This window comes from Shewanella sp. 10N.286.51.B2 (genome assembly GCF_041469265.1).
In the GTDB taxonomy this organism is placed as follows: Bacteria; Pseudomonadota; Gammaproteobacteria; order Enterobacterales; family Shewanellaceae; genus Shewanella.
Map to the genome: position 1 here is coordinate 55,547 of NZ_JBFRKH010000009.1, position 25,250 is coordinate 80,796.

General features: G+C 42.4%; 26 protein-coding genes and 1 riboswitch. Of the genes, 15 read left to right on the forward strand and 11 right to left on the reverse strand.

The window, feature by feature from the left end; genetic code table 11:
* Positions 1 to 182: 182 nt before the first annotated feature.
* The 12 genes from AB4140_RS02010 (at position 183) to ybaK (ending at position 10,421) form a co-directional block, all read left to right on the forward strand.
* Positions 183 to 884: a histidine phosphatase family protein gene (locus AB4140_RS02010; RefSeq protein ID WP_102520145.1), complete on the forward strand. Its 702-nt coding sequence runs from the start codon at positions 183 to 185 to the stop codon at positions 882 to 884.
* Between the two features lie 138 nt (positions 885 to 1,022).
* Positions 1,023 to 1,195: riboswitch (cobalamin riboswitch) on the forward strand.
* A 117-nt stretch (positions 1,196 to 1,312) separates the two neighbouring features.
* Positions 1,313 to 2,200 carry an ABC transporter ATP-binding protein gene (locus AB4140_RS02015; RefSeq protein WP_102438676.1) on the forward strand — a complete coding sequence of 296 codons (888 nt, stop codon included), beginning with the start codon at positions 1,313 to 1,315 and terminating at the stop codon, positions 2,198 to 2,200.
* Complete coding sequence (locus AB4140_RS02020; RefSeq protein WP_371999588.1) at positions 2,197 to 3,339, forward strand: FecCD family ABC transporter permease; 1,143 nt, start codon at positions 2,197 to 2,199, stop codon at positions 3,337 to 3,339. Before AB4140_RS02015 ends, AB4140_RS02020 begins: the two co-directional genes overlap by 4 nt.
* A 24-nt stretch (positions 3,340 to 3,363) precedes the next feature.
* Positions 3,364 to 4,431 (forward strand): nicotinate-nucleotide--dimethylbenzimidazole phosphoribosyltransferase, encoded by a 1,068-nt coding sequence (gene cobT / locus AB4140_RS02025; RefSeq protein ID WP_102438672.1) that lies wholly within the window; start codon positions 3,364 to 3,366, stop codon positions 4,429 to 4,431.
* 100 nt (positions 4,432 to 4,531) lie between these two features.
* Positions 4,532 to 5,380, forward strand: coding sequence for an adenosylcobinamide-GDP ribazoletransferase (locus AB4140_RS02030; protein ID WP_102476302.1), 849 nt, complete (start codon positions 4,532 to 4,534; stop codon positions 5,378 to 5,380).
* Positions 5,381 to 5,433: 53 nt separating this feature from the next.
* Complete coding sequence (gene cobU, locus AB4140_RS02035; RefSeq protein ID WP_102438667.1) at positions 5,434 to 5,985, forward strand: bifunctional adenosylcobinamide kinase/adenosylcobinamide-phosphate guanylyltransferase; 552 nt, start codon at positions 5,434 to 5,436, stop codon at positions 5,983 to 5,985.
* A gap of 212 nt (positions 5,986 to 6,197) precedes the next feature.
* Positions 6,198 to 7,718 (forward strand): cobyric acid synthase, encoded by a 1,521-nt coding sequence (locus tag AB4140_RS02040; RefSeq protein ID WP_371999672.1) that lies wholly within the window; start codon positions 6,198 to 6,200, stop codon positions 7,716 to 7,718.
* On the forward strand, positions 7,715 to 8,362 hold the full coding sequence (cobO, locus tag AB4140_RS02045; RefSeq protein WP_371999591.1) for a cob(I)yrinic acid a,c-diamide adenosyltransferase: 648 nt from the start codon (positions 7,715 to 7,717) through the stop codon (positions 8,360 to 8,362). The genes AB4140_RS02040 and cobO overlap by 4 nt, the downstream gene beginning before the upstream one ends.
* A gap of 90 nt (positions 8,363 to 8,452) precedes the next feature.
* On the forward strand, positions 8,453 to 8,692 hold the full coding sequence (locus tag AB4140_RS02050) for a hypothetical protein (RefSeq protein ID WP_198589317.1): 240 nt from the start codon (positions 8,453 to 8,455) through the stop codon (positions 8,690 to 8,692).
* 63 nt (positions 8,693 to 8,755) lie between these two features.
* Entirely contained in the window at positions 8,756 to 9,481 is a 726-nt protein-coding gene (locus tag AB4140_RS02055; protein WP_371999594.1) for a Type 1 glutamine amidotransferase-like domain-containing protein, read from the forward strand.
* A gap of 1 nt (position 9,482) precedes the next feature.
* The gene (locus AB4140_RS02060; protein WP_102438662.1) at positions 9,483 to 9,902 is read left to right on the forward strand and encodes a VOC family protein; all 420 of its coding nucleotides are present in this window, start codon (positions 9,483 to 9,485) and stop codon (positions 9,900 to 9,902) included.
* Between the two features lie 48 nt (positions 9,903 to 9,950).
* On the forward strand, positions 9,951 to 10,421 hold the full coding sequence (gene ybaK / locus AB4140_RS02065) for a Cys-tRNA(Pro) deacylase (protein ID WP_371999596.1): 471 nt from the start codon (positions 9,951 to 9,953) through the stop codon (positions 10,419 to 10,421).
* Positions 10,422 to 10,673: 252 nt separating this feature from the next.
* Here ybaK and AB4140_RS02070 read toward each other — a convergent pair whose 3' ends face one another.
* The 11 genes from AB4140_RS02070 to AB4140_RS02120 all read right to left on the reverse strand — a co-directional run bounded on the left by AB4140_RS02070 (position 10,674) and on the right by AB4140_RS02120 (position 20,738).
* On the reverse strand, positions 10,674 to 11,696 hold the full coding sequence (locus AB4140_RS02070) for a DUF4339 domain-containing protein (protein WP_102438658.1): 1,023 nt from the start codon (positions 11,694 to 11,696) through the stop codon (positions 10,674 to 10,676).
* A gap of 73 nt (positions 11,697 to 11,769) precedes the next feature.
* The gene (locus tag AB4140_RS02075) at positions 11,770 to 12,189 is read right to left on the reverse strand and encodes a DUF4339 domain-containing protein (RefSeq protein WP_371999598.1); all 420 of its coding nucleotides are present in this window, start codon (positions 12,187 to 12,189) and stop codon (positions 11,770 to 11,772) included.
* A gap of 274 nt (positions 12,190 to 12,463) precedes the next feature.
* Positions 12,464 to 14,227 carry a pseudouridine synthase gene (locus AB4140_RS02080; protein WP_371999600.1) on the reverse strand — a complete coding sequence of 588 codons (1,764 nt, stop codon included), beginning with the start codon at positions 14,225 to 14,227 and terminating at the stop codon, positions 12,464 to 12,466.
* A 25-nt stretch (positions 14,228 to 14,252) separates the two neighbouring features.
* Positions 14,253 to 15,020: a subclass B1 metallo-beta-lactamase gene (bla, locus tag AB4140_RS02085; RefSeq protein ID WP_102438651.1), complete on the reverse strand. Its 768-nt coding sequence runs from the start codon at positions 15,018 to 15,020 to the stop codon at positions 14,253 to 14,255.
* A gap of 338 nt (positions 15,021 to 15,358) precedes the next feature.
* Positions 15,359 to 15,742: a VOC family protein gene (locus AB4140_RS02090; protein WP_102438649.1), complete on the reverse strand. Its 384-nt coding sequence runs from the start codon at positions 15,740 to 15,742 to the stop codon at positions 15,359 to 15,361.
* 124 nt (positions 15,743 to 15,866) lie between these two features.
* Complete coding sequence (locus AB4140_RS02095) at positions 15,867 to 17,210, reverse strand: AarF/ABC1/UbiB kinase family protein (protein ID WP_102438647.1); 1,344 nt, start codon at positions 17,208 to 17,210, stop codon at positions 15,867 to 15,869.
* A 140-nt stretch (positions 17,211 to 17,350) separates the two neighbouring features.
* Entirely contained in the window at positions 17,351 to 18,250 is a 900-nt protein-coding gene (locus tag AB4140_RS02100) for a hypothetical protein (protein ID WP_102438645.1), read from the reverse strand.
* Positions 18,251 to 18,262: 12 nt separating this feature from the next.
* Positions 18,263 to 19,021, reverse strand: coding sequence for a hypothetical protein (locus AB4140_RS02105; protein ID WP_076541638.1), 759 nt, complete (start codon positions 19,019 to 19,021; stop codon positions 18,263 to 18,265).
* Positions 19,021 to 19,554 carry a hypothetical protein gene (locus AB4140_RS02110; RefSeq protein ID WP_076541640.1) on the reverse strand — a complete coding sequence of 178 codons (534 nt, stop codon included), beginning with the start codon at positions 19,552 to 19,554 and terminating at the stop codon, positions 19,021 to 19,023. The genes AB4140_RS02105 and AB4140_RS02110 overlap by 1 nt, the downstream gene beginning before the upstream one ends.
* A 7-nt stretch (positions 19,555 to 19,561) precedes the next feature.
* Positions 19,562 to 19,846, reverse strand: coding sequence for a J domain-containing protein (locus tag AB4140_RS02115; RefSeq protein ID WP_076541642.1), 285 nt, complete (start codon positions 19,844 to 19,846; stop codon positions 19,562 to 19,564).
* Positions 19,847 to 20,195: 349 nt separating this feature from the next.
* Positions 20,196 to 20,738 (reverse strand): hydrolase, encoded by a 543-nt coding sequence (locus AB4140_RS02120; RefSeq protein ID WP_102438643.1) that lies wholly within the window; start codon positions 20,736 to 20,738, stop codon positions 20,196 to 20,198.
* Positions 20,739 to 20,891: 153 nt separating this feature from the next.
* On the opposite strand from AB4140_RS02120, the gene AB4140_RS02125 reads away from it, so the two are divergent.
* The 3 genes from AB4140_RS02125 to AB4140_RS02135 all read left to right on the forward strand — a co-directional run bounded on the left by AB4140_RS02125 (position 20,892) and on the right by AB4140_RS02135 (position 25,211).
* Positions 20,892 to 21,929 carry a DUF2235 domain-containing protein gene (locus AB4140_RS02125; protein WP_102438640.1) on the forward strand — a complete coding sequence of 346 codons (1,038 nt, stop codon included), beginning with the start codon at positions 20,892 to 20,894 and terminating at the stop codon, positions 21,927 to 21,929.
* 97 nt (positions 21,930 to 22,026) lie between these two features.
* Positions 22,027 to 22,875 (forward strand): cobalamin-binding protein, encoded by an 849-nt coding sequence (locus tag AB4140_RS02130; protein WP_102438638.1) that lies wholly within the window; start codon positions 22,027 to 22,029, stop codon positions 22,873 to 22,875.
* Positions 22,876 to 23,744: 869 nt separating this feature from the next.
* Entirely contained in the window at positions 23,745 to 25,211 is a 1,467-nt protein-coding gene (locus AB4140_RS02135; protein WP_371999674.1) for a sigma-54-dependent transcriptional regulator, read from the forward strand.
* Positions 25,212 to 25,250: the final 39 nt, after the last annotated feature.

Sequence of the window (25,250 nt, forward strand, 5' to 3'; positions counted from 1 at the left end):
ATTTATGCTTTTATAGGGCAGAATAATGCGAAATCCCCTGTAATAAAATTCATCTTAAAATATTTTGTTTGGACATTTAAACGTATAGACGTCCATAATACGTTTAAATAGATTGTAAGAGCAAGCCCATTGCTCACACTAAAAACATAAGCCAATTGAAACGGCCGATGGAGTCTCCTTAGATGAAGCAAGCTAAGATAATATTGTTACGCCATGGCCAATGTGAGGGCGACAGTATTTTGCGGGGTAAAACCGATGTGGCGCTAACTGATTTGGGGCTAACGAACATGCACCAGAGTGCGGCTAAGCTAGGGCTATTAGGTTGTTTGCCATCACTGCAGCTATACAGTTCGCCTTTGGTGCGCTGCCATGCGTTTGCCGCTGAATTAGCGCAGCAGTTAAACCAAGTGAGTGCTGATTTAGCTTTACAGGTTGAGATAATGTCTCAATTACAGGAAATTGATTTTGGCTTGTGGGACGGAAAAAGCTTTGCAGAGCTTTATCAGCATAGCGCTAAAGCGTTAGATGCCTATTGGGATAACCCTTGGGAGCATGGCGCGCCCCAAGCTGAGCCCATGGCTGAATTTGAACAAAGGGTGGCGCAGGCTTTTGCGCAAATAACCTTGCAAGCTTACAACTTGGCTGAAGCTCATACTGCTGAGGCTAATAGTGCTAAGGCAACAGCATCAGCCACTGCTCTGGTAGTGACTCACGGTGGAGTTATCCGTCATATTATCGCTTTGGTGTTAGGGCTTGAGCGCTGTAAAGGGCTATATGGACAACTGAATATAGATTATGCCGCGACGGTAACCATTGATGTGTTTTGGCCTGAAGCTGATGATAAATCGACTAAACCCGTCTATCGTTTAAACTGGAATAATTAGTTTTAGCCTAAAATTAGCAGAAAAAACTAACTTCACTTAGGCAGATATACCGTACAATATAAGCCGCATTTATTAAGTGCAATAAAATTTCAAATTAAGTCAATTTAGCTGCAGTTGAGTGCTTGTGTGAAATGCTTTAAGCAACACCAGTATCAAGCGGTTCGCTAAATGAGTAGGGAATCGAGAACTAGCCTAAATGCTGTTTAGCTCGAACTGTACCCGCAACTGTAAAATAGCATCTCATCACTTGTAAGATAAGTGATTAATGAATGCCATTAAGTCAGATACCTAGCTTAGTTTTTCTTGCTGAATTAGCAGCACCTAACAACAACTTGAGCGGGTAACTCAGGCGGAGTTTGTATCGTGATCAGTATTAAAACCCCAGTTGTGGCTAAACATGCCTCTTGGATAACCGCAGGGGTAGTATCTTGACTACTGCGGCATTAACAGTTGATCAGCTAAGCTGGTCAGTTGCAGACAATGAGATCCTTTCTCAAGTCAGTTTTGCCTTGCAACGTGGTGAAATGCTAGGGCTTATTGGCCCTAATGGTGCGGGTAAATCCAGCTTACTGCGCTGCTTGTATCGCTATATCACCCCTGATGCTGGCAAAATCAGCTTATTTGGCGACAATATTAATGGTTTTTCTCATAAACAATTGGCCACTAAGGTTGCCGTTGTGCAGCAAGAGTCACCCCATTATTTTGATATGACCACCCATCAACTGGTTTCTATGGGCTTAACGCCCCATAAAGGCCTTTTTGAAACCAATACCCAAGCAGATGCAGATGATATTGCCAAGGCGCTGGCTAAAGTGGGTCTTGAGCACAAAGCCTTGCAGCAATATGAGCAGTTATCTGGCGGTGAAAAACAGCGGGCATTAATTGCACGGGCTATCGTGCAAAAGCCGCAGTTATTGATCCTTGATGAGCCGACTAATCATTTAGATATTCGCTATCAAATCCAAATTCTTGAGTTGGTTAGGCAACTTGGCATTAGCGTGATTGCCTCTATTCACGATCTTAATTTAGCCAGCGCAATGTGCGATAGATTGCTGTTACTTGATCAAGGAAAGTGCATCGCTCAAGGTTTACCTGATGAAGTATTAACAGAAACCATTTTGGGGAACGTGTTTGATGTTTGCTGCCAAATATCAAGTCACCCACAGCACGGTAAACCGTTAATTACCTACTTTTATGGTTATCAAAGTCATTATGACAATGCTAATCAAAACACTTGTCAAAGCTCGCAGCAAAACGCATATCCAAGCTCTGAACAAAAACATGGCCAATCAAACCACGGGCAGGGCGATAAATGACAGCCATTGATGCCACACAATCAGTGAAGCTAGCAAAGCAGATGAGTTTAAGTTTTAAGCATAAGCTACTGCTGTTTGTTACTGCCATAGTGACCTTCGTTACTCCAATCGCCGCGGCAAGTTTCGGCGCTGCTAATATCAGTTTTGAACAAGTCGTTAGCTTGTTTGCTAATTTGGCATTAGGTACAGGTGAAACAGATTCACTAACGCAGCGGATTGTGTTTGAGCTGCGTTTTCCAAGAATTATTTTAGCCTTTGTGGCAGGCGCAGGTTTGGCGCTTGCGGGCAGTGTATTGCAAACGGTGACACGTAACCCGTTGGCGGATCCCTATTTATTTGGTATTAGCTCTGGGGCGTCATTTGGGGCGGTATTAGTGCTGAGCTTTTTTGGCAGCCAAGGCTTAGTGCTGCAATGGTTAGCAGAGTCTTCTGGTCATCTTGCCAATGCCATTTTACGTTCAGGCTTATTCAGTAATGATGCCTGGTGGTCTTGGTCATCCATTAGTTTACCAATTGGCGCTTTTATTGGTTCGAGTTTATCTGTGCTGTTGGTATTAGGTTTATCTGGTTTTGGTCGTGCTAGCCAAGTTGAGCGGATGCTATTGTCTGGGGTGGCCACCTCTTTCATGTTCGGCGCGCTAACCAGTTTGGTACTGTATTTTTCAAGCCCTCAAGCGGCGGCTTCAGTATTATTTTGGAGTTTGGGCAGCTTTGCTAAAGCTAGCTGGGCAGGCCTGATTATCCCATCTGTGGTGGTAGTTTGCAGCATATTAATTATTTTAGCTTTTAAGCGTCAGGTATTAGCCATTCAAGCGGGGGATGAAACGGCGCACTCCTTAGGGGTTAACGTCGCCAAAATTCGCTTAGCTATGCTTATTTTGTGTTCATTAATCACCGCCACGCTGGTGGCAAGTTGCGGCGGCATTGGCTTTGTTGGCTTGATGATCCCTCATACCGTGCGGCTGCTCTATCCTGGGCAACAACCTATTATGATGACGGCATTAGTCGGCGGCATATTTATGGTATGGATTGATGTATTAGCCCGTTGTTTATTAGGCAACCAAGAGTTGCCGGTAGGTATTATCACTGCCGCAATTGGTAGTGTATTTTTTCTTTTTGTATTACGTCATCGTCGATGAGATTGCAGTTTTGGAGAGTAAGGGATGTTTGCGGTAGATCCAGTTAGTCATAAATTTGATGATCAAATACAGCATAAAATTAATCAGAAAACTAAGCCGCTAGGGGCGCTAGGGTTACTCGAAACGCTAGCAATGCAGATTGCGCAAGTGCAACTAACGCCACAAGCTAATATGAAACCAAAGTACAATATTAGGCATAAGCTGAGTATTAATAAGCCCGCTATGTTGGTGTTTGCTGGTGATCATGGTATTGCTGCTCATGGGGTATCGATTGCCCCCAGTGAAGTTACTCAACAAATGGTGGCTAACTTTGCTAATGGCGGCGCTGCGATTAATGTCTTTTGCCGTCAAATGGGTTTAAACCTTGAAGTGATTGATTGCGGCATGTTGCAGCCAGTTGATGACCCTCGTATTACTCAGCATCGTTTAGGCAATGGCACTCAAGCCATTCATCAAAAAGCGGCTATGAGTTTATTAGCGGTTAAAGATGGCTTTAGCTATGCAAGTGAAGTGGTGCAACGTCACTATGATTCAGGTTGTAACCTGATTGCGCTTGGTGAAATGGGCATTGGCAATACCTCGTCAGCTGCGGCGATTATGGCCGCATTATTAGGCTTAGATATTAAAGAGTGTGTCGGCCGAGGTACGGGGATTGATGATAGAGCCTTTGCTCTTAAAACCGAGTTATTGGGGGTAGCGCTTAACCTGCATAGAAGTAAATTTACCGATCCGGTTAATGTACTTGCCTGTGTTGGCGGCTTTGAAATTGTGCAAATGACAGGCGCTATTTTAGCGGCCGCTGAGAAAAAGATGCTGGTGGTTATTGATGGCTTTATTGCAACCGCAGCGGCATTAGCCGCAGTTAAATTACACCCTGATGTAAAAGATTACTTAATTTTTGCTCACCAATCAGATGAGCAAGGCCATATTAAAATGCTAGCCGCAATGGATGCTAAACCATTATTGCAATTAGGGTTTAGACTAGGTGAAGGTACAGGCGCTGCGCTATCACTGCCAATCATTGAAGCGGCGGTGAACTTCTACAATGATATGGCTAGTTTTGAAAATGCCGGCGTAAAGTCAGTGGTGTAATTGCGCTGCGAATCGAGAAGTAAATCGAGAAGTAAATAACGCAGTAAATATTAACGCTGTGATAGCCAATTAGCTGTGATAGGCAATTAAAGGAAACGTCATGGAGCAACAGTCGTCATCTGAGGGGGCAAAAAATCAGTCTGATGAAACTGATTATCAAGCGCCTAAAAGTGGAAGTACACTAAAAAAACAACTGAATTTATTGCTTATTGCGTTAAGTTTCTTCACTCGAATCCCTGTGCCAGCTTGGGTTGAGTTTGACAGTGAAAAGCTTAATCAAGCTAGCCGTTATTTTGGCGTAATAGGGTTATTTGTTGGCAGCATAAGCGCAGCGGTGTTTTGGGTGAGTCAGTTTGTGTTGCCTAATGGGGTTGCGGTGATCTTGGCGATGATAACCGGCGTATTAGTCACAGGAGGCTTTCATGAAGATGGCCTTGCTGATACCGCTGATGGTTTTGGTGGTGGCTGGAAAGTTGCTGACAAGCTGCGCATCATGAAAGATTCAAGAATAGGCACTTATGGCACCTTAGCCTTAGTGCTTTGCCTATTATTAAAGTGGCAATTGTTAGTCGAAATTGCCCTTTATAGCCCGATTAATGCGGTCGTCGCCATTGTTGTTGCCCATGGTTTAAGCCGCGTGTTAGCAGGGAGCATTATCTTTTCAGGCCAATATGTTACTGAAGATGATGGCAGCAAATCAAAACCTCTGGCGCAGCATCAGCACATCAATGATTTATTGATTTTATGCTTAAGTGGCTTTGTGGTACTAGCCTGCTTAAACGGCGTAGTCGCCTTTGGGTTGTTATTGCTATTAGTGTTATTACGACAAGCCTTGATATGGGGCGGTAATCGTCAAATTGGCGGCTATACCGGTGACACGTTAGGCGCTGCACAACAGATTGCTGAACTACTGTGTTATGGCGCAATTTTAGTCATAGGGCTAAATTAAATTTTTGAAGTAAAAATTTTAGCTTAGATGAATGTTAATAAAGGAAAAACTGCATGATCCATCTGGTGCTTGGTGGTGCCCGTTCAGGTAAAAGCCGTTATGGTGAATCCCTTGCTGAGCCTTTCGCTTTGCAAGGGCATCGTTGCGTCTATATCGCCACCGCCACCGCACTTGATGATGAGATGAAGCAGCGAATTTTACGTCACCAACAAGACAGAGATAACTCAAATATTGATTGGCAGCTGGTTGAAACGCCGCTAGCCATTGCCCATACCTTAGTTAAATATGACTCCCCGAATACGGTATTGTTTGTCGATTGCCTCACGCTGTATTTAACTAATCATCTTGTGGCCAGTGAAGAGACCCACCGTGATGGTGTTGATGAATTATGGCAACAGCAAAAGCAGGCGTTATTGGCATGTTTACCCACTCTTGAAGCGCAGGTGATATTAATCAGCAATGAAGTGGGCTCAGGCATTGTGCCACTTGGGGAATTAAGCCGTCGTTTTGCTGATGAAGCCGGTTGGTTAAACCAAGCTATTGCTAAAATCGCTGACAAAGTCACCTTAGTGGTTGCAGGCTTACCCGTTGAGCTTAAACGCTAAACCTATGGCTAAGCTATATTCTTACAACAGCGATTGTATAAGCATGGTTAACACTGCCAATACCTCATTCACTTTCTCTAATGTCACGCCATAGCAGCTTAAATGACAGATAAAAATCAACCATGATGCAAATTAAAAACCAAACTAAAACTAGCACAAGCAATACGGGCAGTTCTGGCCATAGCTATCAAGCTGGAGCGGCTAAAACCTTAATGGTGCAAGGCACCACATCAGATGCGGGTAAAAGCACCCTAGTTGCGGGTCTTTGTCGGGTATTTGCTCGCCAAGGTACTAAGGTGGCGCCATTTAAACCACAAAATATGGCATTAAATAGCGCAGTTACCGCAGATGGCGGCGAAATTGGCCGCGCCCAAGCATTGCAAGCCGTGGCGTGTAAGCTTGCGCTGCATACGGATTTTAATCCAGTATTATTAAAGCCAAGTAGTGATACTGGCTCCCAAGTGATTATTCACGGTAAAGCCTTGACCACATTAGAGGCAAAAGCTTTTTTTGGCCCGGAAAGCCGTAACTATAAAACCCTCGCTATGGATGCGGTATTACAGTCTTTTGAGCGCTTGACCCAGCAATATCAGCTGGTGGTAGTTGAAGGGGCAGGTAGCCCTGCAGAAATCAATTTGCGCGAAGGGGATATCGCCAATATGGGCTTTGCAGAAGCGGTCGATTGCCCTGTCATTATTATTGCTGATATTGATAAAGGCGGCGTATTTGCCCACCTTGTGGGCACCTTGTCACTGCTCAGTGGATCTGAGCAACAAAGAGTTAAAGGCTTTGTGATTAATCGCTTTCGTGGCGATATTAGCCTATTACAATCTGGCATCGACTGGCTGGAAAACTACACCCAAAAACCGGTATTTGGGGTTTTGCCTTACTTACATGATTTACATTTAGATGCTGAAGATGCGCTGATTGACTCCCATGGGAAAGTCACAGGTTCGGAAAAGGACTTAGCCATTATCAATCATAAGCTCAAAGTGCTGGTGTTAGTTTTTCCAAGTATCAGTAATCATACCGACTTTGACCCTTTACGGTTGAATCCTTACATTGAGTTTCATTATCTTAGCCTGCAAACCCAATCCAGTAATCCAGATTTCCCCAAAGTGGATTTAATCATATTACCAGGCAGTAAAAATGTCAGAGCAGATTTAGAATTTATGCGTCAACAAGGCTGGGATCTTGAGGTTAATAAGCACTTACGTTATGGCGGTAAAGTCATAGGCATTTGTGGTGGTTATCAAATGTTAGGCCAATATATTCATGACCCCGATGCCATTGAAGATGTGGCAGGTAGCAGTAAAGGCTTAAGCTTACTGCCCATTGAAACCACACTGACGGCAGATAAAACCCTATGTAAAGTAAGTGGTCACTTAGCGCTTAATGAAGCTAAAGCAAGCATTGAAGGTTATGAAATTCACTGCGGGGTGACTCAAAAGCTAACTTCTGCAGATTTGCTAGCGCCTATCAGTCTCACATCACAGCAGAGTGATACGCAGTACGCAGAAGGCCTACTCAGTGATGATAACCAAATTTTGGCAACCTATGTTCATGGTTTATTTGATAGCCCAGATGCCTGTGAGCTTATATTGCAGTGGGCAGGGCTTGCTCAAGCCAAAAGCATTGATATAAACCAAATACGTGAACAACAATTAGAACGATTAGCAGATGTGCTTGAAGCGCATTTAGATATGGATAAATTAACAGGAAGTCTCTCATGAGTGATAATGAAAACCAAAACGAAAGCCAGAGCCAAACCAGTAATATCGATGCCACTAAAGCCCAGCGTCATAAGGCGCGTCAGCAAAAAGTAAAACAAGGGGTTGATGCAAAAATTGCTGCCGCCCAAGATGAAAAAGGCATTTTGCTAGTGCTTACTGGTAACGGTAAAGGTAAATCGACTTCAGGTTTTGGCTCTGTTGCTCGCGCCGTCGGCCATGGACACAAAGCCGCAGTAGTGCAATTTATCAAAGGCACTTGGGCCTGTGGCGAGCGCAATCTGTTAGAAGGCGCAGGGGTTGAGTTTCATGTCATGGGCACAGGCTTTACCTGGGAAACCCAAGATAAAGAAAAAGACACTCAAGCGGCGATGGAAGCCTGGCTTGAAGCTGAAAAACTCTTACAAGATGAGTCAGTTAATTTAGTGCTATTAGATGAGTTAACTTATATGGTGAGCTATCACTACATAGAGGTTGAGCGGGTACTGAATGCGTTAAAAAATCGCCCAGCCATGCAACATGTTATCATTACCGGCCGTGCCTGCCATCGTGAAATCATTGAACTTGCCGATACAGTGTCCGAAGTTCAACCGATAAAACACGCTTTTAATGATGGCATTAAAGCGCAGCTAGGGTTTGATTATTAATCAAATTTATTTGTTGCTTTACCCTTGGTAACATTATGCAAGCCAAAGTGCTTAATACAACAGAATTTTAATAATTTAAAAAGAGAGATAATGATGAAAACAATGACCTGTAAACAGCTTGGTGGCGCTTGTGATGAAGTATTTCGCGCAGAGACATTCGAGCAAATGGTCGCGCAAAGTAAAATGCACGCTATGGCGATGTTTCAGCAGCAAGATGCCCCACACATGTTAGTGATGTCGCAAATGGCGCATTTGATGCAAGATCCTGCAGCGATGCAGCAGTTTATGGACGAGAAAAGACAGCAGTTTGATGCTTTAGCAGACGACTAAGCAGTCTAGCTATTCGGCAAAATGTGACATAAATGCAAAACAGTAAACGGACTTACAAGATCAATGAAATTAGCATTATTAAGTGATGCAACATCAATAGCATCCCAGCAAGCGATAGCAGCTATGGTGGCGACATTGTCGATTGCTGAAAAGCAAGCTGGCGTAGTTTATATAGCATCTGAGCCAGATTCTCAGCGAAGCTATTTTGCGCCAGTAGCTGCCATGTTTAAGGGCCTTGGCTTTGACAAGGTTAACTATATTGATCTTGAAGATGGTTATACCACCGAGTCGGAACGTATTTTACGCCAAGCAGGGCTAATATATTTATCCGGTGGCGATACTTATCGTTTCCTATACTGGTTAAAGCAGCGTGGGCTAGATAAGTTACTCTATCAACTGGCACTGGGTGATATAAGTCAAGATAGCCCGGAAATTGATCGCCTTAGAATTGATCGTCCTGTAAAACACAGTGCAGGAACTAGTACTGCGATTATTGGGATCAGTGCTGGGGCGATGATAATGACGCCATCAATTGATACAGCGCCTTTATGTGGTGATAGTAATCAAGTGGGATTAATTGATACCAGCGCTTTAGCCTTAGTGCCATTTTTATTTGTGCCGCACCTATCGGCCACAGAGATTAATGACGCACAAACGCAATCACTGTTTAAGTCGCTGCCATTAGCTAAACAGCAAGAATTGCTGTGTTGTTCAGATGATGATGCAATTGTGCTAGTCGATAAGCAATTGACTGAGTTTGGTGCACCAACGTGGATTAATCGGAGTTAATATGTCTGTTTCTAATGAGCCAAAACTCAGTCAAACTGGCCCTAAACTGACTCGGGTTGACCATATTCATATTTATGTCAGGGATAGGGCAAAGGCATTCGCTTGGTATCAACAAGTGCTGGGTTTTAGGCTGGTCGAAGCGTTAGCCTTTTGGAGTCAAGGCGACGGCCCGCTAACTATCGAGCATGGTGATATTCATTTAGCGCTTTTTGAAAGTATTAAGCCTAAATTTACCACAGTCGCTTTTGGGGTGGATGCTAATAATTACCAGATGTGGAAACAAAAACTTGCTGAGAATAAGATAAAATATACTGAAAGCGATCATGAAATTACCTGGTCAATTTACTTTGCAGATCCCGATGGCAATCCTTTTGAAATTACCAGTTTTGAATATCAACAAATCACAGATACTAACAGCTAAAAGATCACAGCATTAGGTGGTCTTATTTACGGATTTATTACAGACACTATGACCCCAGCGATTAACACCCTCAAAAAACATAAAACTCCTCACACTATCCATGAATATGAGCATGATAGTAATGCCCAGTCCTATGGTGATGAAGCGGTAGAAAAACTTGGCGTGTCAGCGAGCCAAGTGTTTAAGACTTTAGTGGTTACAATAGACAGCAAGGAATTGGCCGTTGCGGTTGTGCCCATGACATCAATGTTGAGCCTTAAATTACTTGCTAAAGCTCTTGGTGGTAAAAAAGCTGTCATGGCGGATAAAGGGCTAGCGGAAAAAACCACCGGTTATGTATTTGGTGGAGTGAGCCCATTAGGACAAAAACGGCGTTTAAAAACCGTGATAAATAGCTCTGCCAAGGAGCTTAATACCATGTACGTGAGCGCAGGTCGCAGGGGCTTAGAGATCTCATTGGCGCCAGCAGATTTGCAAATGCTAACTCAAGCAACCTTTGCCAACATATGCAGTGAGTAATATCCAAGCGACATTTACAAGGTGATTGCAGCAGTGAGCGGACATTTTTGTATTCGATTACAGTGATAATCATAGCAAATGTTCAACTCGGAAAGTTGAGTCGCTGAATATTGCATTGAGTCACCTCTGTTACGACTATTCCAACGAACTCGATTCAATAAAAAACGGCCTATTTAATAAATAGGCCGTTTTGATATTCAATTCGGTGCAACTATCAGCAGTTAAGTATCATTACCTCAGTAGCTGTAAATCTTAAGAAGCAATGTAATGTGTACGTCTTCTACGACGTCTCATTCTGGCTTCTTTTTCATCTTCAGTCTCTACAACTTCTTCTTTTTTATCGGTAGCTTTCTTATCATTGCTGTTAGCATTCGTTGATTTCACCAGTTGATCTGCATCATCCGGCGTTTCTGACTTTTTTGGCGGTGTCTTAGGATCCCCCTTGAAGACAGATTTGAAGATATTACTCACGCCAGATAGACCAGCCGCTTTTTCTTCAGCTTGAGATTGAGTATCTTCAGCGATGTCTTCAGAGAATTCTATTTTATCAATTTTTGCTTTAGCTTTTTTAGGTGCTACGGCAACAGGATCTAACGATTTCTTCGCTGTCAGTTCTGAGTTGTTGACGTCTTCTACTGCTGACATCATGCTTTCAGCAAGTGCTTTTTGAATTTGATCACTGATTGCAGAGACATTATCAACAGATAAAGCTGCCGAACTTACTGCAGCATCTTTAGCTACAGGAGCTGCGGTAACGGCTTTAGTATCGGTGCCGCTTTCAGCAAGCCGTTTGTTGACTCGTTGATTAAATTCAGTAACAGCTTCATTAACTTCAGTTTTAGCAATTGATAACGCACTAACTAATTCGTCAAATGAGTTTTGTAGCGAATTATATTTGTTTTCAAAAGGACTAATATTATTTTTAACTTCATCATTTAGATTATTCGTTAATTTTTTATAATTAGTAATTTCTTGCTCAAACTCAAGCAGGTAGGCCTTGGTAGAAATAACGCTTTCTTCCATGCTAAGTATTTTTGCTTGTAATGCTTTATCTTTAGCTGCAAATTCGGCGATTAATGCTTGAGGTATTTCAGCTGGTGGTGTCACTGCTGGAACAAAGGCGGCAAATTCGGGAATGCTGCTTGCAGGTTTCCATTGAGTGAATGATGGGTGCCATCCATAACAGTTACCATCACTGAGTAAAAATTCTTTTGCTTCAACTTCTGTAAATGGCCCAGTTATTTTGCCATTTTTGGAAAAAAACCATTTTTTCATAATCGTATTCTTAATGTTTTAGTTATAAACAAATGTTATATGCAAATCAGAGTAATAAGGTTTCTTTACTCAATCAGTTAACACCAGCAAGAGTCTTCTGTAATGCAGCATATTGCTCATTAACGCTTTTTAACGTTGCTTCTACTTTATCGTTTAAATCTTTGGTGGTTTGTTTAAAGCGATTGGTGTCGCGATCAATATCTGCCATTGAACTACTGATAGTTTGAATCGTATTATCTATTCGGCCTAGCGCAGTATTTAGCTCACGCTCTTTAGCTGTGAAATGCTCTATCAGTTGTTGCGGGATTTCCGCCGGTGCAGGTGGTGGAGAGCCAATAACATCGAACTCTTCTATATCACTTACAGGAACCCACTGCGCATAAGAGGGATGCCAAGCATAAACATTTGGATTTGACGCAATAAACTTATTTGATTCTGCCAGCCTTAATGGTCCGCTGATCTCACCATTATTTGAGAAATACCACTCTTTCATAGTCCACTTTTTTCCTTAAATAGTGCAGTAAGCCAAAGTTTTATTAATTTAATCAACAGCTTGTAGGAAGGCTAAAATTTATAACGTAGAAAACGTTAGCTTATTGGGTTGTTATCAATTAAATCGCATATCGTACGAACTTATTACATTAACTGATATTGGTTAACATTTCCACTTGGAAATGGGGATTTTTAAGAGTTTTTATCAGTGCCAAATAGACAGAAAATTGACACTAATTCATTCAATTGTTTAAAACTATTGTTTTATATTGTGATTATTCGAAGTCAGCATTAACTTCAAAGGTTATTCTGTGATTTGTATTAGGGTGAATAATCGACAGCAATTGAGCATGTAAATGCAGTCTTTGTGCATTTTTTCCATATAAATCATCGCCTAAAATTGGCATGTTCAAGCCTTTGGCGTGGGCGCAATGGACTCTTAATTGATGAGTTCTGCCAGTCTTGGGGAATAAGTGAATTAAGCAAGAGTTGTTTAATTCCTGTACTTTGTGCCAATGGGTTTGTGCATTTTTTCCGTGTGAATAACAGACAAGTTGCTTTGGTCTATCGTCTAAATCTACTCTTAATGGCAGTGTAATATCGCCGCGATCAAGCTGTGGGACCCCATCGATCTTAGCGATATAACGCTTGGTGACAGTACGACTGATAAATTGCTGCACTAAATGCTTATTGGCTTCTTTAGACAGCGCAATAACCATTAATCCTGAGGTCGACATATCTAGGCGATGTACTATGAGTGGCCCAGTGGCGTGGGGAAAAGCTTGCTTCATTCTGCTATATACTGAGTCGGTGATATTTTTACCAGGCACAGATAAAAACTCCGCTGGTTTATTCACGATCACAATATGATCGTCTTGGTAAACGATGGGAAGCTCGACCCCTTCAGCAGGGTTGCTAAGTAGTGGATTTTCATCAACCTGTAGGCCTTTAAGCATATGTCCTAAAATTGGGCGGCATTTTCCATGGCATGCAGGGTAATAGTTTTTATGCTGTTTAATTTCAGATTTGGGCGACATGCCCCACCAAAACTCAGCCATAGTGATAGGAGTGAAATTATGTTTAAAGGCATATTGTAGCAGTTTAGGCGCGGCGCACTCACCAGCTCCAGCAGGTGGTAAATGATTGGGCGCATCATTAAAAATCTTATTAAGATCACTACTCTCACCTAGGGCATTTAAAAACTGATAGTGGCTAAATAACTTATGCTGTAGCCCATTAGATAGCTGCTTTCTTTGTTGTTTAATAGCACTAATAGCTTGTTCTAATTCAGCTAATGGCTCAGCAACCAGTTTAGTTTGCCGCTCCCAATGCTCTTTAAGCTCTGCTAAGCAATATTTATCATTAACGCTTTGTCTGCTCATTTCAATTGATAAGGTTTTAAAGTGAGTTTCATTGAGACTTTGCGCTTGAGCTCGCTGAGCTTTGCGATACTTTCTGTTTTCGATCATTTGCGATCGCTGCGCCGCGATGGCATTTTCAGCTTGCTGCTGCGTTAACGCTAGTTTAGTGGTCAACTGCTGTAATAATGGATCGTTTTCTAACTCAACCAGCTGGGCATTGAGTTGATTGATTTCGATATTTTCTTGTTTGAAAAAACTATCTTTACTGAGCATATCAAATACTGGCGGCACGAATTGTGGCCATAGGTTTTTATCAGCTAATTTACCTGAAAAAGCAGCTAAAAAACCCAGTTGTCCCTGAGTATTTTTGACCACTAATACCCCAAACATTTTACCTATGGCAGGAAGGTGTTTTGATGCTTCTCTTCTAAGCAATGCTTCAGTTGGTGCTGACTGATCATGTTCTTTATCGGTAATGCCAAAATTATGCAGCCAATCTGTTTGCTGTTGTAAATGCTCTTGTAGCTGCTCGGCGGCGATAATCGCTAATGGGTGTGGCTGATAATAAAAGGGGAATGTAAATTTTTCCGGCAATGTATATCCATCTACATTGGTGTTAAATGGCACAAAGCAGTGCTGGTTTGTAGTGGAATGGGTTGCGTTATTATCAGTTGGCATCTTCTACAGCTTCTTTTTCAATAAATTACTTTAAATGGTTACTAATCAGCTCTTGGGTGTGCTTGAGTAGTTCTAATCCGCCATTGTTGCCATGACCTGGTACCACAATGATTGCATCATTATAACGGCTTTTGGCTTTATCTAGGGTATTTGGCCACTCAGAAAGTGACGCTTGTGCAATATAGCCCATAGTTTTGCTAGCTTGACTTTTTATTAGGCATCCGCCGAATAGTAATTTCGACTCAGGCAGCCACACCACGAGGTTATCTTCTGTATGGCCTGCACCGAGATATTTTACTTCAATCTGCTTGTGGGCTAATTGCAACTTGTCGCCTGTAAAAGCCTGTTTTGCTAAAGGCTTATTATTGGCTTTTAAGTATGAATTGGTTAATTCAGAGGCGTTAGTATCAACCCCTATGGTATTTAAGTAGCCAATTCCGGCTGCGCGATCATCATGGGAATGAGTTGAAATACTCGCCCGTAGCGTAAAGCCTTGTTGCTTAATCCATCGCACCAGTTGAATGGTATCTTTTTCTGTCCATGGGGTATCAATCAAGTAGGCCTCTGAGCCATCGATAACCACTAAGCCATTAGCTGATACAAAGCCGTAATCTTGAGTTTGGAAGTAAGAGGTAAACTGAAATACATTGTCGATTAACGGCTTGACTGATAATTGGCCTTTTGTTGGTTCAAGCTGATTAGTGGCGCTTTTAAACTGTTCTTGGCTAGCGTGGGTGCTGGGCACTAACAGTAAAATATAAGCGAGGAATAATGCAATGGCCAATTTCATCATGCAGTCTCTGTCCAAGTGGTTACAGGCTAGAGTTTACCCTATTGCTATTAAGATGGTGCAGTCTATTAAGATAGTGTAGCCGCTTACTATTGTGGCTAATTTTACACAGGTAGCGCTTGAGGTTGATAGGCTTCAGTATGAGGGCCTTTGTTGAGCGGCATTATGAGCTATTTTGAGTGAGAGACGCTATTTGAGTTGCTGATGTCAGCCTTTGACAATTTAACAATCACATAGCGAGTATCAAGGCTATGTGATTGTTGGACTTTAAGTCATTTTTCAGTGTTTATCGTGCGGTAGAAATAACTTCAGTCGTTACTATTTTGTATTTACGACTGCGATTATTTTGGAAGTCGATGCAGTACACAAATTTTATTGCCATCAGGGTCGCGTAAATAGGCAAGGTACAAATTCATCGCAGGGTTTGAACGTACTCCAGGCGGTTCTTCACAAGGTGTGCCGCCATGAGCGGCGCCGACTTCATGCCATTTATCGCCCTGAGCAGCATCTTTAACACTAAAACCGATAGTGGTGCCGTTGCCGTGGGTTGCAGGTTCGCCATCGATGGGTTTAGTGATGGCAAAAATACCGCTTTCAGTGAAGTAAAAACAACGACCTTTATCATCGATGACCCCAGGTTCGTAACCTAAAACGGCGAAGGTGGCATCGTAAAATGCTTTTGATTTTTGTATATCGTTACTGCCGATCATGATGTGGCTGAACATGTCACTCTCCTTGTTGAATTATAAGGCGTTTATAAATTTTTTAATAAACGTCACTTTCTTATATGGGACTGTTTTATTATTAAACAAGCCTTTTGGCAATAAACGTCAGCGTTAAGTGCGAATGCTAGATGTTGTTTTGATGGCTTAAATACAGCTGCCTGACATCAATTTTTGCTTTTATGCGAGAGGCAAGTAAGTAGATACCGGCTAACTTGCGATGGATAAAAATCGCATCGGTTGGCGGTGTGTGCCATTCATCTTGTTTGGTGCTCATGGCCTTGGCTGAGTCGGTAATGCGTTTAGCGAGATTACTATTGGCAAAATCATATTCCCCTTCACATCGTAATGGCTCACAGGCTTGATGGAAAATATCGACAATGACTTGTTGCTGCTCTGGGGTAATGTGTTTTTGAAAAAAACCAATTTGCGCTGCAGCCTGGGTCATGAGTGCACTATCACTGGTCATAGCGCCTTGCATTAACATATTATAGCCGCTGGATAAATCATCAGAAATGCTGCGGGTAGCACCAAAATCTAACAGCACAATTTTGTCAGGATCTGCTTGGTACATAAAGTTGGCAAAGTTGGGATCTGTTTGTACCAACTTAAAGGTAAACAGCTCATCTAAAAAAAGACTGAGTAACCGGGTGGCGACCTTATCGCGAATGCTTTGCGCCATATTGAGCACAGATTCTATTGGCACGCCTTCGATAAACTGCATCACTAAAATACTGTCGGTGCTAAGCTGCGAATAAACTCTTGGTACCACAAAGTGTGGCGTATCAGCGACCCAAGTGTAGTATTGCTGCAGTAAATTAGCTTCGTAGTGATAATCAGCTTCGTGGTGTAATTGTGCTTTAGCTTCAGTGAGTAACTTATCAAATTGCACATGGTCGGGCACTAACTGCGCCATTTTTAGCAGGCTCGCGACATTATCAATATCGCTGTCGATACTGTCTTTAATACCGGGATATTGAATTTTAACTGCTAGTTTTTCACCACTGTCTAGATAGGCTAAATGTACCTGACCAATAGAGGCGGCTGCAAAAGGGCGTAATTCAAATTGGGCAAAAGGAGCTAACCAATCTTGTCCCCATTGTTGTTTGAGGATCGCAACCAGTTGTTTATGGGGCATGGCTTTAGCATCATCGCGGAGTTTCGCTAAGATGTCACTGATTTCTGGAGGCAGTAAATCACCACTATCCATAGAGATCATCTGACCCACTTTCATGGCCGCGCCACGAAGTTGAGCGAGCTTTTCAGCCACTTGAGTCATATTCTTGGGAGTAAGTACCAACTGTTGCAACTGAGGTGATTGACCTTTACTGAGTTGTTTGGCGCCTTCAAACAGTACGTTGCCAGCAACCCTTGATGCTAATGAGCCCATTTTACCTAAACGAGATAAACGACTACTGGGGATCTTGGCTACACTGCTCGCGCTATTTCTGTCAGTAACATCTCTATTCATGGGCAACTCCGGTACTTGCTCGCGTTATACTGAGTTAGATAATACGTTGGAAATTTATATTCAGATCAGAAGTTTAAAGCATAAAAAAAGGGTAATGTTATTACCCTTTAATATTGCGCTATTTAGTGTCTTTGGTGTCACTAAAACTCAAAGGTGTCTTGCCAACCGAGTAACACACTTTGTAGGCCATGTTTTTGCTCGTAACGCTCAAGCTTTTCAGGACTGGCATCACCAAGGGCAAGTTCTCGGTATTTCTTGGCAAACTTAAGCGTTCGCAATAACTCTTGGTAAAAATGTTTACCTAAGTCTTGGCGAATGGCCTCTGCTAATGAATCTGGTAACAGTTTCAACGCGCGGTCGGTATGAATTTGAATCACTTCAACACTAAACCACTTATCGTCTAACGCAATTTTACGCAGGCGCTTTTTCATGTCTTCACGTACACGAGCATCATCAAACATCATGCGATAAAGCACGGCTTCAGCCAGCACGCTTTCAAGCCCAAGACTAAATAATGGATCGAGTTCAGTTTTAGCGTAAAAGGTTTCAAGCAATACTTTCGTGGCTTCTTGACTTCTGTGGTCAGTAAGCGCTTTTTGATAATCTTGCCAACCTAGCCACTCATCTGTATCTGGCGGGGTCGAGATTTTTTCCATGAGTATTGGATTGATATCACCATAGAGTGATTTTTCACTGCCATGCATATGCTTACTCACAGTGGTCAACATGCTCCAGCCTTTTTGAAAGCATTTCATTATGCCATCAGGGGTTTTCAGCAAGTTGATTGAGCCAACGGGTTCGTGACCGGTTAGTGCAATAAGCCCTAGGCTAACCACGCCAATGACATCATGGGCTGCTTGCTCCAGCAAATGCATTTTGTGCTTGTTATAAAACTTATCAGCAAGTTTAAGACTCATTAAAATCGCTTTCGATTTTATTTGGGTGACATGCTCATCGGTTAATAGTGCTTCACGGCGGCCATACTCAAGTACCCGACTAAAGTATGGGCCTTGATTGTTATCACGTAATGCTAACTGCATTAACTGGTTTCCTTAATCAAGAAAAGTAAACATATCATCGACTTCAGCGTACTCATCAGCCACTTGGTTTTTATCTTTTGCTTGTAACACCAGCTCATTAACGAATTTACCGATGATTTGTTCCCAACCAGAACTTTCATTACGCAGCAGATTTTTAATCGACTTGGCCACTTCAGGCGCAATTTGTTGAATTAATGCCAATAGGCTGCGGGGATCATCCATCGCTAGGCTATGGGCTTCTTCATCTGCTTGCCAGTTGCTATAACCCACTGTTTCACCATCATCTTCGTCATCATATGAGTCAAAAATAGTGTTGTGGTCTTGCTCGGCTGATGGCGCCAAAATCAACTCAATAAACGGAATTGATAAATAAAACAGCCCAGCAGGATCTTCTGCAATACACTCTAAAATGGCGGCTTGTTTTTCTTCAGTGCCCTGAATACGAATAAGGTAGGTTAAAAACTCAAAGGTATGATGCATTAATTCATCAACATTGGTTTTAATTTGCTCTTCCCAATACAAAGGTTGCTGACACACTATGTCGCGGATTTGCTCTGGGGTCATCAGCTCAGACATGATCGACGGACAAGAAATATCATGATGACTGTTGATTTGAGTTAAGGTAACGATATCCATATGCTCAATGACATCAACAAGCTGCTCATCATTCATTGTGTTAGCAATGATTTCGAAGCGCTTACTGGCTTGTTGTGGCTCAACATCAGCGAGATCTTTAATCTCAGCAGCAGTGATTTCAATAAGATTGTTCATTAACGCTCCTCTTCATCATATTGGTCGTAATAGCCTTCTTCATCTTCGCTTTGGCTGTCGTCATCATTATTATATGGGTCATAACCATCGTCGCTATTGCCACCTTCAGATGAAGCAAAAGACTTACTTGGTGCAACCACGTTATCTTGAGTATTAAGCAGATAAACCACGGCGCAGCTTTCAATTAACAGTTCTTCAGAATATTTACGTACTGCAAGGACTAATGGCACATCGGCATTGTTGAACTGCACCGTGACTTTAAACTCGTCCCATGTTGGCAATACCGCATTATCAATCCAGCCTGCCCATTTCATTTTGGCTTCGTCAGAAAAACGAATGCGATTAAATAAGGCAACCGGTAAATACTCGGGTACCGCAGCTAGCATCGACGGATCGGCTAATAAAATCTCTTTCATTGAGTTGGTGAATTTTGCTAATGCATCAGGGGTATCGGGGTCGTTGTACGATTCGATATTGTCATAGGCATTATTTTTTAACTCATTGATGCGTGAGATATTAAGTGTTTGGCTCATGGGTTTCTCAAGAATAAAATTGGTCCCACAGCTCGGTCATTGCCGCTGTAGGATTGGTCACGATGACATTATTAAAATCTTTAATAAATGCAGTTCTTAATTTTTTATCAGATAAAACATCATAGGCATTTTTAACCCTTTGTAGCTGCTCTGCAGCTTGATGCTTTTCTTCTTCAGATGCGTTAAGCAGTTTATCGGGGTGCAGCTTATTTGATAAACGTTTATAGGCTTTTTTTATTTCGTCTTCTTTGGCACTGGCTTTAACACCGAGGACGGTGAAGTGGTTAATCATATTTTTACCTGTGGCGAATGAACTTGGATAGCGAGTGCTAATCCATTAAATTATGATTATTTGGTTGCAAATAATAACAGAAATACTGTGTTTCCCATAAAACTATCAGTAAGTTTAGCTTAATACAAAATACACAGGTTAGATTTACAGCAATTTATTGACAATCTTGGGAGGATAAATCGAGAAACTAAGTTTGCATGCAGCAGTGTTTAGCGCAAGAAATGCGATTATTTAAGTCCAAATCATGCCCAATGATAAAGGTTACATGGGATTAAATATGACATCTAAAAAGCCATTTGCTTGGTATCAAAGCGCTAACAATCATCCATAAGGCTTTAATTTAGAATTGCTATTTGATCAACTTAAGTAATGATTTAAAGCGCTCGCCTGTCGCTTGATGTTGCAATTCAAATAAACAAGATTCAGTGTTAGTGAGTTTAGCGCCTAGGGCTTGCATCATTTCAATGCCTAAGGCTCTATTGGCCTCAATGCGCGATGACACCGCATCGGCAACTAAATGCACATGGTAACGATTAGCCAACAAATCCTGACAGGTTTGATAAACACATACATGGGTTTCAATGCCCGCGAGAATAATCTGATTGCGATTTAAGCGCGTTAACTGCTGCTGAAACTCCTGGCACTGCCATGCGCTAAAGTGAGATTTAGCAATCACTTGGGTAGTTTTAGATAAATGCTCGCTCAATTGCGCTGAGGTCGGACCTAATTTATCGGGCAGTTGTTCTAGCCATAAAGTTGGAATATCAAATAATTGCGCCCCTTGGATCAAGATAGCGAGCTGATGATGCAGCGCCGAAGATTGCTGCATTACCTGTGCAAGTTTACCTTGCACATCCACAATCACCAGTACAGATTGATCCGCAGTTAACATAAAAACTCCTTTGTTTATGGCTCAATAACTGAGTTAGAGTAAACCCTGTTAGGGCGGACTGACTATAGTCTAAAGGTCGAAGCTTTATCTGCTAGCAAGGATTGATACTATTTTATTACTTAGCAATTATTGCTGTAATTCAAGGAAGATATAATGAAAAAACGTATTGTTATTTGTGCCGATGGCACTTGGAACCGCCCAGAGAAAGACCTTAAAAAAGACTTTCCCACCAATGTGCTACGTATTGCCAGAGGTATTAAACCCATTGCCGATGATGGTGTGGCGCAACAGGTGTTTTACGATTGGGGCGTCGGCTCATATTATGACTCAGTATCTGGTGGCATAACCGGCAGTGGTGTTCAAAAGAACATTATGGATTGTTATCGCTATATCGTGCAAAACTACCACGAAGGCGATGAAATATATCTGTTTGGTTTTAGCCGCGGCGCTTATACCGTGCGCAGTTTATGCGGCTTAATTAATAACTGCGGCATTCTAAAGCGCCCCGATGCCAATCAAATTCAAGCGGCGTTTGAGCACTATAAATCCAAATCAAAACCTTATAAGCCTGATGGCGCAAAATCCATCGCTTTTCGTGAGCAATACAGTTACCCATCAAGGCAGGTCAAATTTGTTGGGGTGTGGGATACCGTCGGCGCCATGGGAATTCCATTCTCATTTTTAGGCTTATTTGAAGATAAAGATGAGTTTTACGACACTAAGCTTGGGCGTAATGTTAGCGTAGCGCGCCATGCTTTGGCCATTGATGAAGTGCGTGACGACTTTAGACCCACCATTTGGCAGCCTCGCAGCAACATGAATATTCAACAAGTGTGGTTTGCAGGGGTGCACAGTAATATAGGCGGCAGTTATAAGCCTGATGATGATCAGAGCTGTTTATCGGATATCGCGCTTAAATGGATGATGCAACAAGCCAGTGAATTTGACTTAGCATTTGAGACCCATTTGCATGACAGTTTGCGCCCTAATCCTATGGCGACCAAGCATAAGTCTAAAAAGCATGTGTATCGTATTCGTGGTGAATATCATCGCCCGCTAACTGACTGCGAGAAACCTATTTGGATACATCAATCAGTGAAACAAAGATGGGATGCTGACATGAAATATAGACCTAAAAACTTACAAGCTTACATCGATACTCACGGTTGGCCTGATACACTCATTGAGTAGCTCATTGACTGAGTTGTTTGAAGTAATAGTCGGTTGCAGATAGAGTCTGGGATAGCATTGACCCAATAACCCCAGTGTAATTTTTCAAAGGAAAAGCATGTTGTCACGAATTTCCATCAGTATCTTTTTTATCATCACCACTGTGGTAAGTCCTTTTTTAGACGCTAAGACAAAAGAAGCCGAACCCGCTAAACGTATCATAGCGCTTTCGCCCCACGCGGTTGAAATGCTCTATGCCATCGGTGCTGGCGAGTCTATTGTTGCCACTACTGATCATACTGATTTTCCAGAGGCAGCAAAGTCTATTCCCAGTATCGGTGGTTACTACGGTATTCAAATTGAGCGAGTGTTAGAGCTAAACCCTGACTTAATCGTGGTGTGGAATAGCGGCAATAAAATGGACGATATCACCCAGCTAACTCAGCTAGGCTTTAAGGTGTTTAATAGCGATCCTAAAAGCCTTGATGATGTAGCCAATGAATTAGAACAATTGGGTGAGCTTACGGGTAATCAAGATAAAGCGGCTAAAGTCGCAGCAAACTATCGTCAGCAGCTAACGGATATCCGCGCTGAAAATCAATTAAAGTCGCCAGTAAAAGTGTTTTACCAGTTGTGGTCAACGCCGTTAATGACAGTATCTAAAGGCAGTTGGATAGAGCATATTATCGAAGCTTGTCATGGTGAAAATGTTTTTATCGATGCAGCCAGTGAATACCCGCAAGTAAGCGTTGAGAATGTATTGCTCACCATGGCAGAAGTGATTTTACAAAGCCAAGATGAGGGCAACGTTATTGGTGTTGATTGGTCACAGTGGCCAGAATTACCCGCAGTTAAAAATCAGCATATCTATCAACTCAATGCTGATGTACTGCATCGCGCCTCCCCACGGGCTATTTTAGGTGTTGAAGCCTTGTGTGGTGCATTGGATAAAGTGCGTCAGCCCTAAAGCGGCTTGAATTAAGCAGTTCAATATAGATTGCCCAAAAGTGTCCGCGCGGACACTTTTTTTGTTTTCGGACACTTCTCATTTTAATGCGGACACTTTACAGGGGGGTCGCGGACACTTTCGATTGTTGGTCGTATAATTAAAATATCTTAAGTATCTAATTAATATCATTATTTAATTTATGGCACAGCCTGTGCTATATCCAATGCAATATGATTGATAAATGCAGCATTGAGCGCATTCTAGGATTAATGATGATTAAAGATACCAGCGGACAAGATAAGGTTATTCAGCCAAAGCTAACCAATAAGCTAAAAATGCCATTAGTGATTGGTACCCTTGGCTTGTTGATGAGTGCGTTGGTGTGGGCAAGCTTAGGACATGACAATAATATTCGCTCAATTGATGCAACTGACTTAAGGCTAGCAACACTGACTCGCGGCACTTTGGTTCTTGATATTGCCACCACCGGGAAAATCGTAGCTGCTAATGCACCTGTTTTATATAGCACTGAACAAGGTGTGGTGACTATGCTGAGCCAACCTGGCGATATCGTTGAACTTGGTCAAGTGGTTGCTCAAATAGAAAGCCCTAAGTTACAAAATTCTTATGAGCAGCAGCAATCATTGTATGGGGCAATGGAAAGTAATTTAGAACGGGCCAAGTTAGATGCTCGCCGAGAACAACTCAGAGTTAGCCAAGTGTTAGACATGGCCAAAGTGGACTTAGAGGCGGCAGATCGTGAAAGTCGCCGCGGCGATCAACTGATTGAAAGCCGTTTGATTAGTCGAATCGATTTTGAAAAGGGTAAGGATGACCTGCATAAAGCAAAATTGCTGCATCAACATGCCATTGCCGAAGTTGACTTAATGGGCGATACCTTAGCATTTGAGCTTAAAAATCGTGCCGAAGAAGTGTCTAGACAATTAGTCGTTGATGATAATCATGCCATTTGTAGCGCTCTGACATTAATGTTGGATATTCATGGCTATAAATCATTAAGCTGCGAAACCCCAGAGCAAGCTTTACAGATTGTGGCAGAGCAAGATATCAGCTTGGTTATTCAGGATATGAACTTCACCCAGGACACCACCTCTGGTGAAGAAGGCCGTCAGTTGTTTTATACCTTACGGGAACAACAACCCAATATACCTATCATCTTAATGACCGCCTGGACTCAGCTAGAAACCGCGGTTGAGCTGGTTAAAGCTGGGGCTGCCGATTACATGGGTAAACCTTGGGATGATGCCAAGCTGCTAAATAGCATCAGTAATTTGTTATCGATATATCACTTATCTAAGCAAAATAACCAATTGTCACGGCTGGATTCAGAACGCATGAGCGCCATCAAAGACGCTGATTTATGCGGTATGGTGTTTGGCAGCGGCGCCATGCAGCGTTGCATAGACTTAGCTCTGCAAGTGGCGCGCTCTGATGTGTCGGTGATGATCACTGGCCCCAATGGCGCAGGTAAAGATAAAATTGCTGATATCGTCCAAGCGAATTCATTGTTAAAAAGTAAGCCGTTTATAAAAGTGAACATTGGCGCATTGCCGATGGATTTATTAGAGGCTGAACTGTTTGGCGCCGAAGCGGGGGCTTTTACTGGCGCAAATAAAGCACGTATTGGCCGTTTTGAAGCGGCGGATGGCGGCACTTTATTTTTAGACGAAATTGGTAACTTGCCTTTATCTGGGCAAGTGAAGTTATTGCGGGTTTTACAAACGGGTGAGTTTGAGCGCTTAGGCAGTCATCAAACTCGAAAAGTGAATGTACGTGTCATCAGTGCTACCAATGCCGACTTAGCCGAAGACATTGCTAATGGTCAGTTTAGAGAAGATTTATTTTATCGCTTAAATGTTATTGAACTAGCGTTAGCGCCGCTTAATCAGCGCATTGATGACATATTACCCTTAGCCAGTTTCTTTGTCGGGGAGACATTTAGTTTTGATAAACAGGCGCAGCAAGCGCTGTTAAATCATCCTTGGTCGGGCAATGTACGTGAGCTTGAAAATGTCTGTAAAAGGGCGGTATTACTGGCTAAATCATCACAACTAAGCTGTGCTGATTTAGGGTTGTCAATGTTGCAAACGCTGACAGAGCAGAATGCACTAACAAAGACTTCATCGCACAACGTACCTCTTACTAAAGAGTTTCCTACTCAAGACCACACAGTTACGTCGACAAACACCACTGTAGAGCCTGATAAGCAACAAATTGAACAAGCGTTAGTGGCGCACAGTGGGGTTATTTCCAGAGTCGCTAAAGCACTGGGGTTAAGCCGCCAAGCACTGTACAGGCGGATGGAAAAGTATGGCTTGTCAGTGAATAAGTAATTTTGCTCAGCAACGTGGTTATGGAAAACCAGTATGAAA

What these genes read in the sequence shown, in the direction of transcription:
- AB4140_RS02010 (WP_102520145.1), top strand. Translation starts at nt 183, where the DNA reads ATGAAGCAAGCTAAGATAATATTGTTACGCCATGGCCAATGTGAGGGC.
- AB4140_RS02020 (WP_371999588.1), top strand. Translation starts at nt 2,197, where the DNA reads ATGACAGCCATTGATGCCACACAATCAGTGAAGCTAGCAAAGCAGATG.
- cobT (WP_102438672.1), top strand. Translation starts at nt 3,364, where the DNA reads ATGTTTGCGGTAGATCCAGTTAGTCATAAATTTGATGATCAAATACAG.
- AB4140_RS02030 (WP_102476302.1), top strand. Translation starts at nt 4,532, where the DNA reads ATGGAGCAACAGTCGTCATCTGAGGGGGCAAAAAATCAGTCTGATGAA.
- cobU (WP_102438667.1), top strand. Translation starts at nt 5,434, where the DNA reads ATGATCCATCTGGTGCTTGGTGGTGCCCGTTCAGGTAAAAGCCGTTAT.
- AB4140_RS02040 (WP_371999672.1), top strand. Translation starts at nt 6,198, where the DNA reads ATGGTGCAAGGCACCACATCAGATGCGGGTAAAAGCACCCTAGTTGCG.
- cobO (WP_371999591.1), top strand. Translation starts at nt 7,715, where the DNA reads ATGAGTGATAATGAAAACCAAAACGAAAGCCAGAGCCAAACCAGTAAT.
- AB4140_RS02050 (WP_198589317.1), top strand. Translation starts at nt 8,453, where the DNA reads ATGATGAAAACAATGACCTGTAAACAGCTTGGTGGCGCTTGTGATGAA.
- AB4140_RS02055 (WP_371999594.1), top strand. Translation starts at nt 8,756, where the DNA reads ATGAAATTAGCATTATTAAGTGATGCAACATCAATAGCATCCCAGCAA.
- AB4140_RS02060 (WP_102438662.1), top strand. Translation starts at nt 9,483, where the DNA reads ATGTCTGTTTCTAATGAGCCAAAACTCAGTCAAACTGGCCCTAAACTG.
- ybaK (WP_371999596.1), top strand. Translation starts at nt 9,951, where the DNA reads ATGACCCCAGCGATTAACACCCTCAAAAAACATAAAACTCCTCACACT.
- AB4140_RS02070 (WP_102438658.1), bottom strand. Translation starts at nt 11,696, where the DNA reads ATGAAAAAATGGTTTTTTTCCAAAAATGGCAAAATAACTGGGCCATTT.
- AB4140_RS02075 (WP_371999598.1), bottom strand. Translation starts at nt 12,189, where the DNA reads ATGAAAGAGTGGTATTTCTCAAATAATGGTGAGATCAGCGGACCATTA.
- AB4140_RS02080 (WP_371999600.1), bottom strand. Translation starts at nt 14,227, where the DNA reads ATGCCAACTGATAATAACGCAACCCATTCCACTACAAACCAGCACTGC.
- bla (WP_102438651.1), bottom strand. Translation starts at nt 15,020, where the DNA reads ATGATGAAATTGGCCATTGCATTATTCCTCGCTTATATTTTACTGTTA.
- AB4140_RS02090 (WP_102438649.1), bottom strand. Translation starts at nt 15,742, where the DNA reads ATGTTCAGCCACATCATGATCGGCAGTAACGATATACAAAAATCAAAA.
- AB4140_RS02095 (WP_102438647.1), bottom strand. Translation starts at nt 17,210, where the DNA reads ATGAATAGAGATGTTACTGACAGAAATAGCGCGAGCAGTGTAGCCAAG.
- AB4140_RS02100 (WP_102438645.1), bottom strand. Translation starts at nt 18,250, where the DNA reads ATGCAGTTAGCATTACGTGATAACAATCAAGGCCCATACTTTAGTCGG.
- AB4140_RS02105 (WP_076541638.1), bottom strand. Translation starts at nt 19,021, where the DNA reads ATGAACAATCTTATTGAAATCACTGCTGCTGAGATTAAAGATCTCGCT.
- AB4140_RS02110 (WP_076541640.1), bottom strand. Translation starts at nt 19,554, where the DNA reads ATGAGCCAAACACTTAATATCTCACGCATCAATGAGTTAAAAAATAAT.
- AB4140_RS02115 (WP_076541642.1), bottom strand. Translation starts at nt 19,846, where the DNA reads ATGATTAACCACTTCACCGTCCTCGGTGTTAAAGCCAGTGCCAAAGAA.
- AB4140_RS02120 (WP_102438643.1), bottom strand. Translation starts at nt 20,738, where the DNA reads ATGTTAACTGCGGATCAATCTGTACTGGTGATTGTGGATGTGCAAGGT.
- AB4140_RS02125 (WP_102438640.1), top strand. Translation starts at nt 20,892, where the DNA reads ATGAAAAAACGTATTGTTATTTGTGCCGATGGCACTTGGAACCGCCCA.
- AB4140_RS02130 (WP_102438638.1), top strand. Translation starts at nt 22,027, where the DNA reads ATGTTGTCACGAATTTCCATCAGTATCTTTTTTATCATCACCACTGTG.
- AB4140_RS02135 (WP_371999674.1), top strand. Translation starts at nt 23,745, where the DNA reads ATGGGCGATACCTTAGCATTTGAGCTTAAAAATCGTGCCGAAGAAGTG.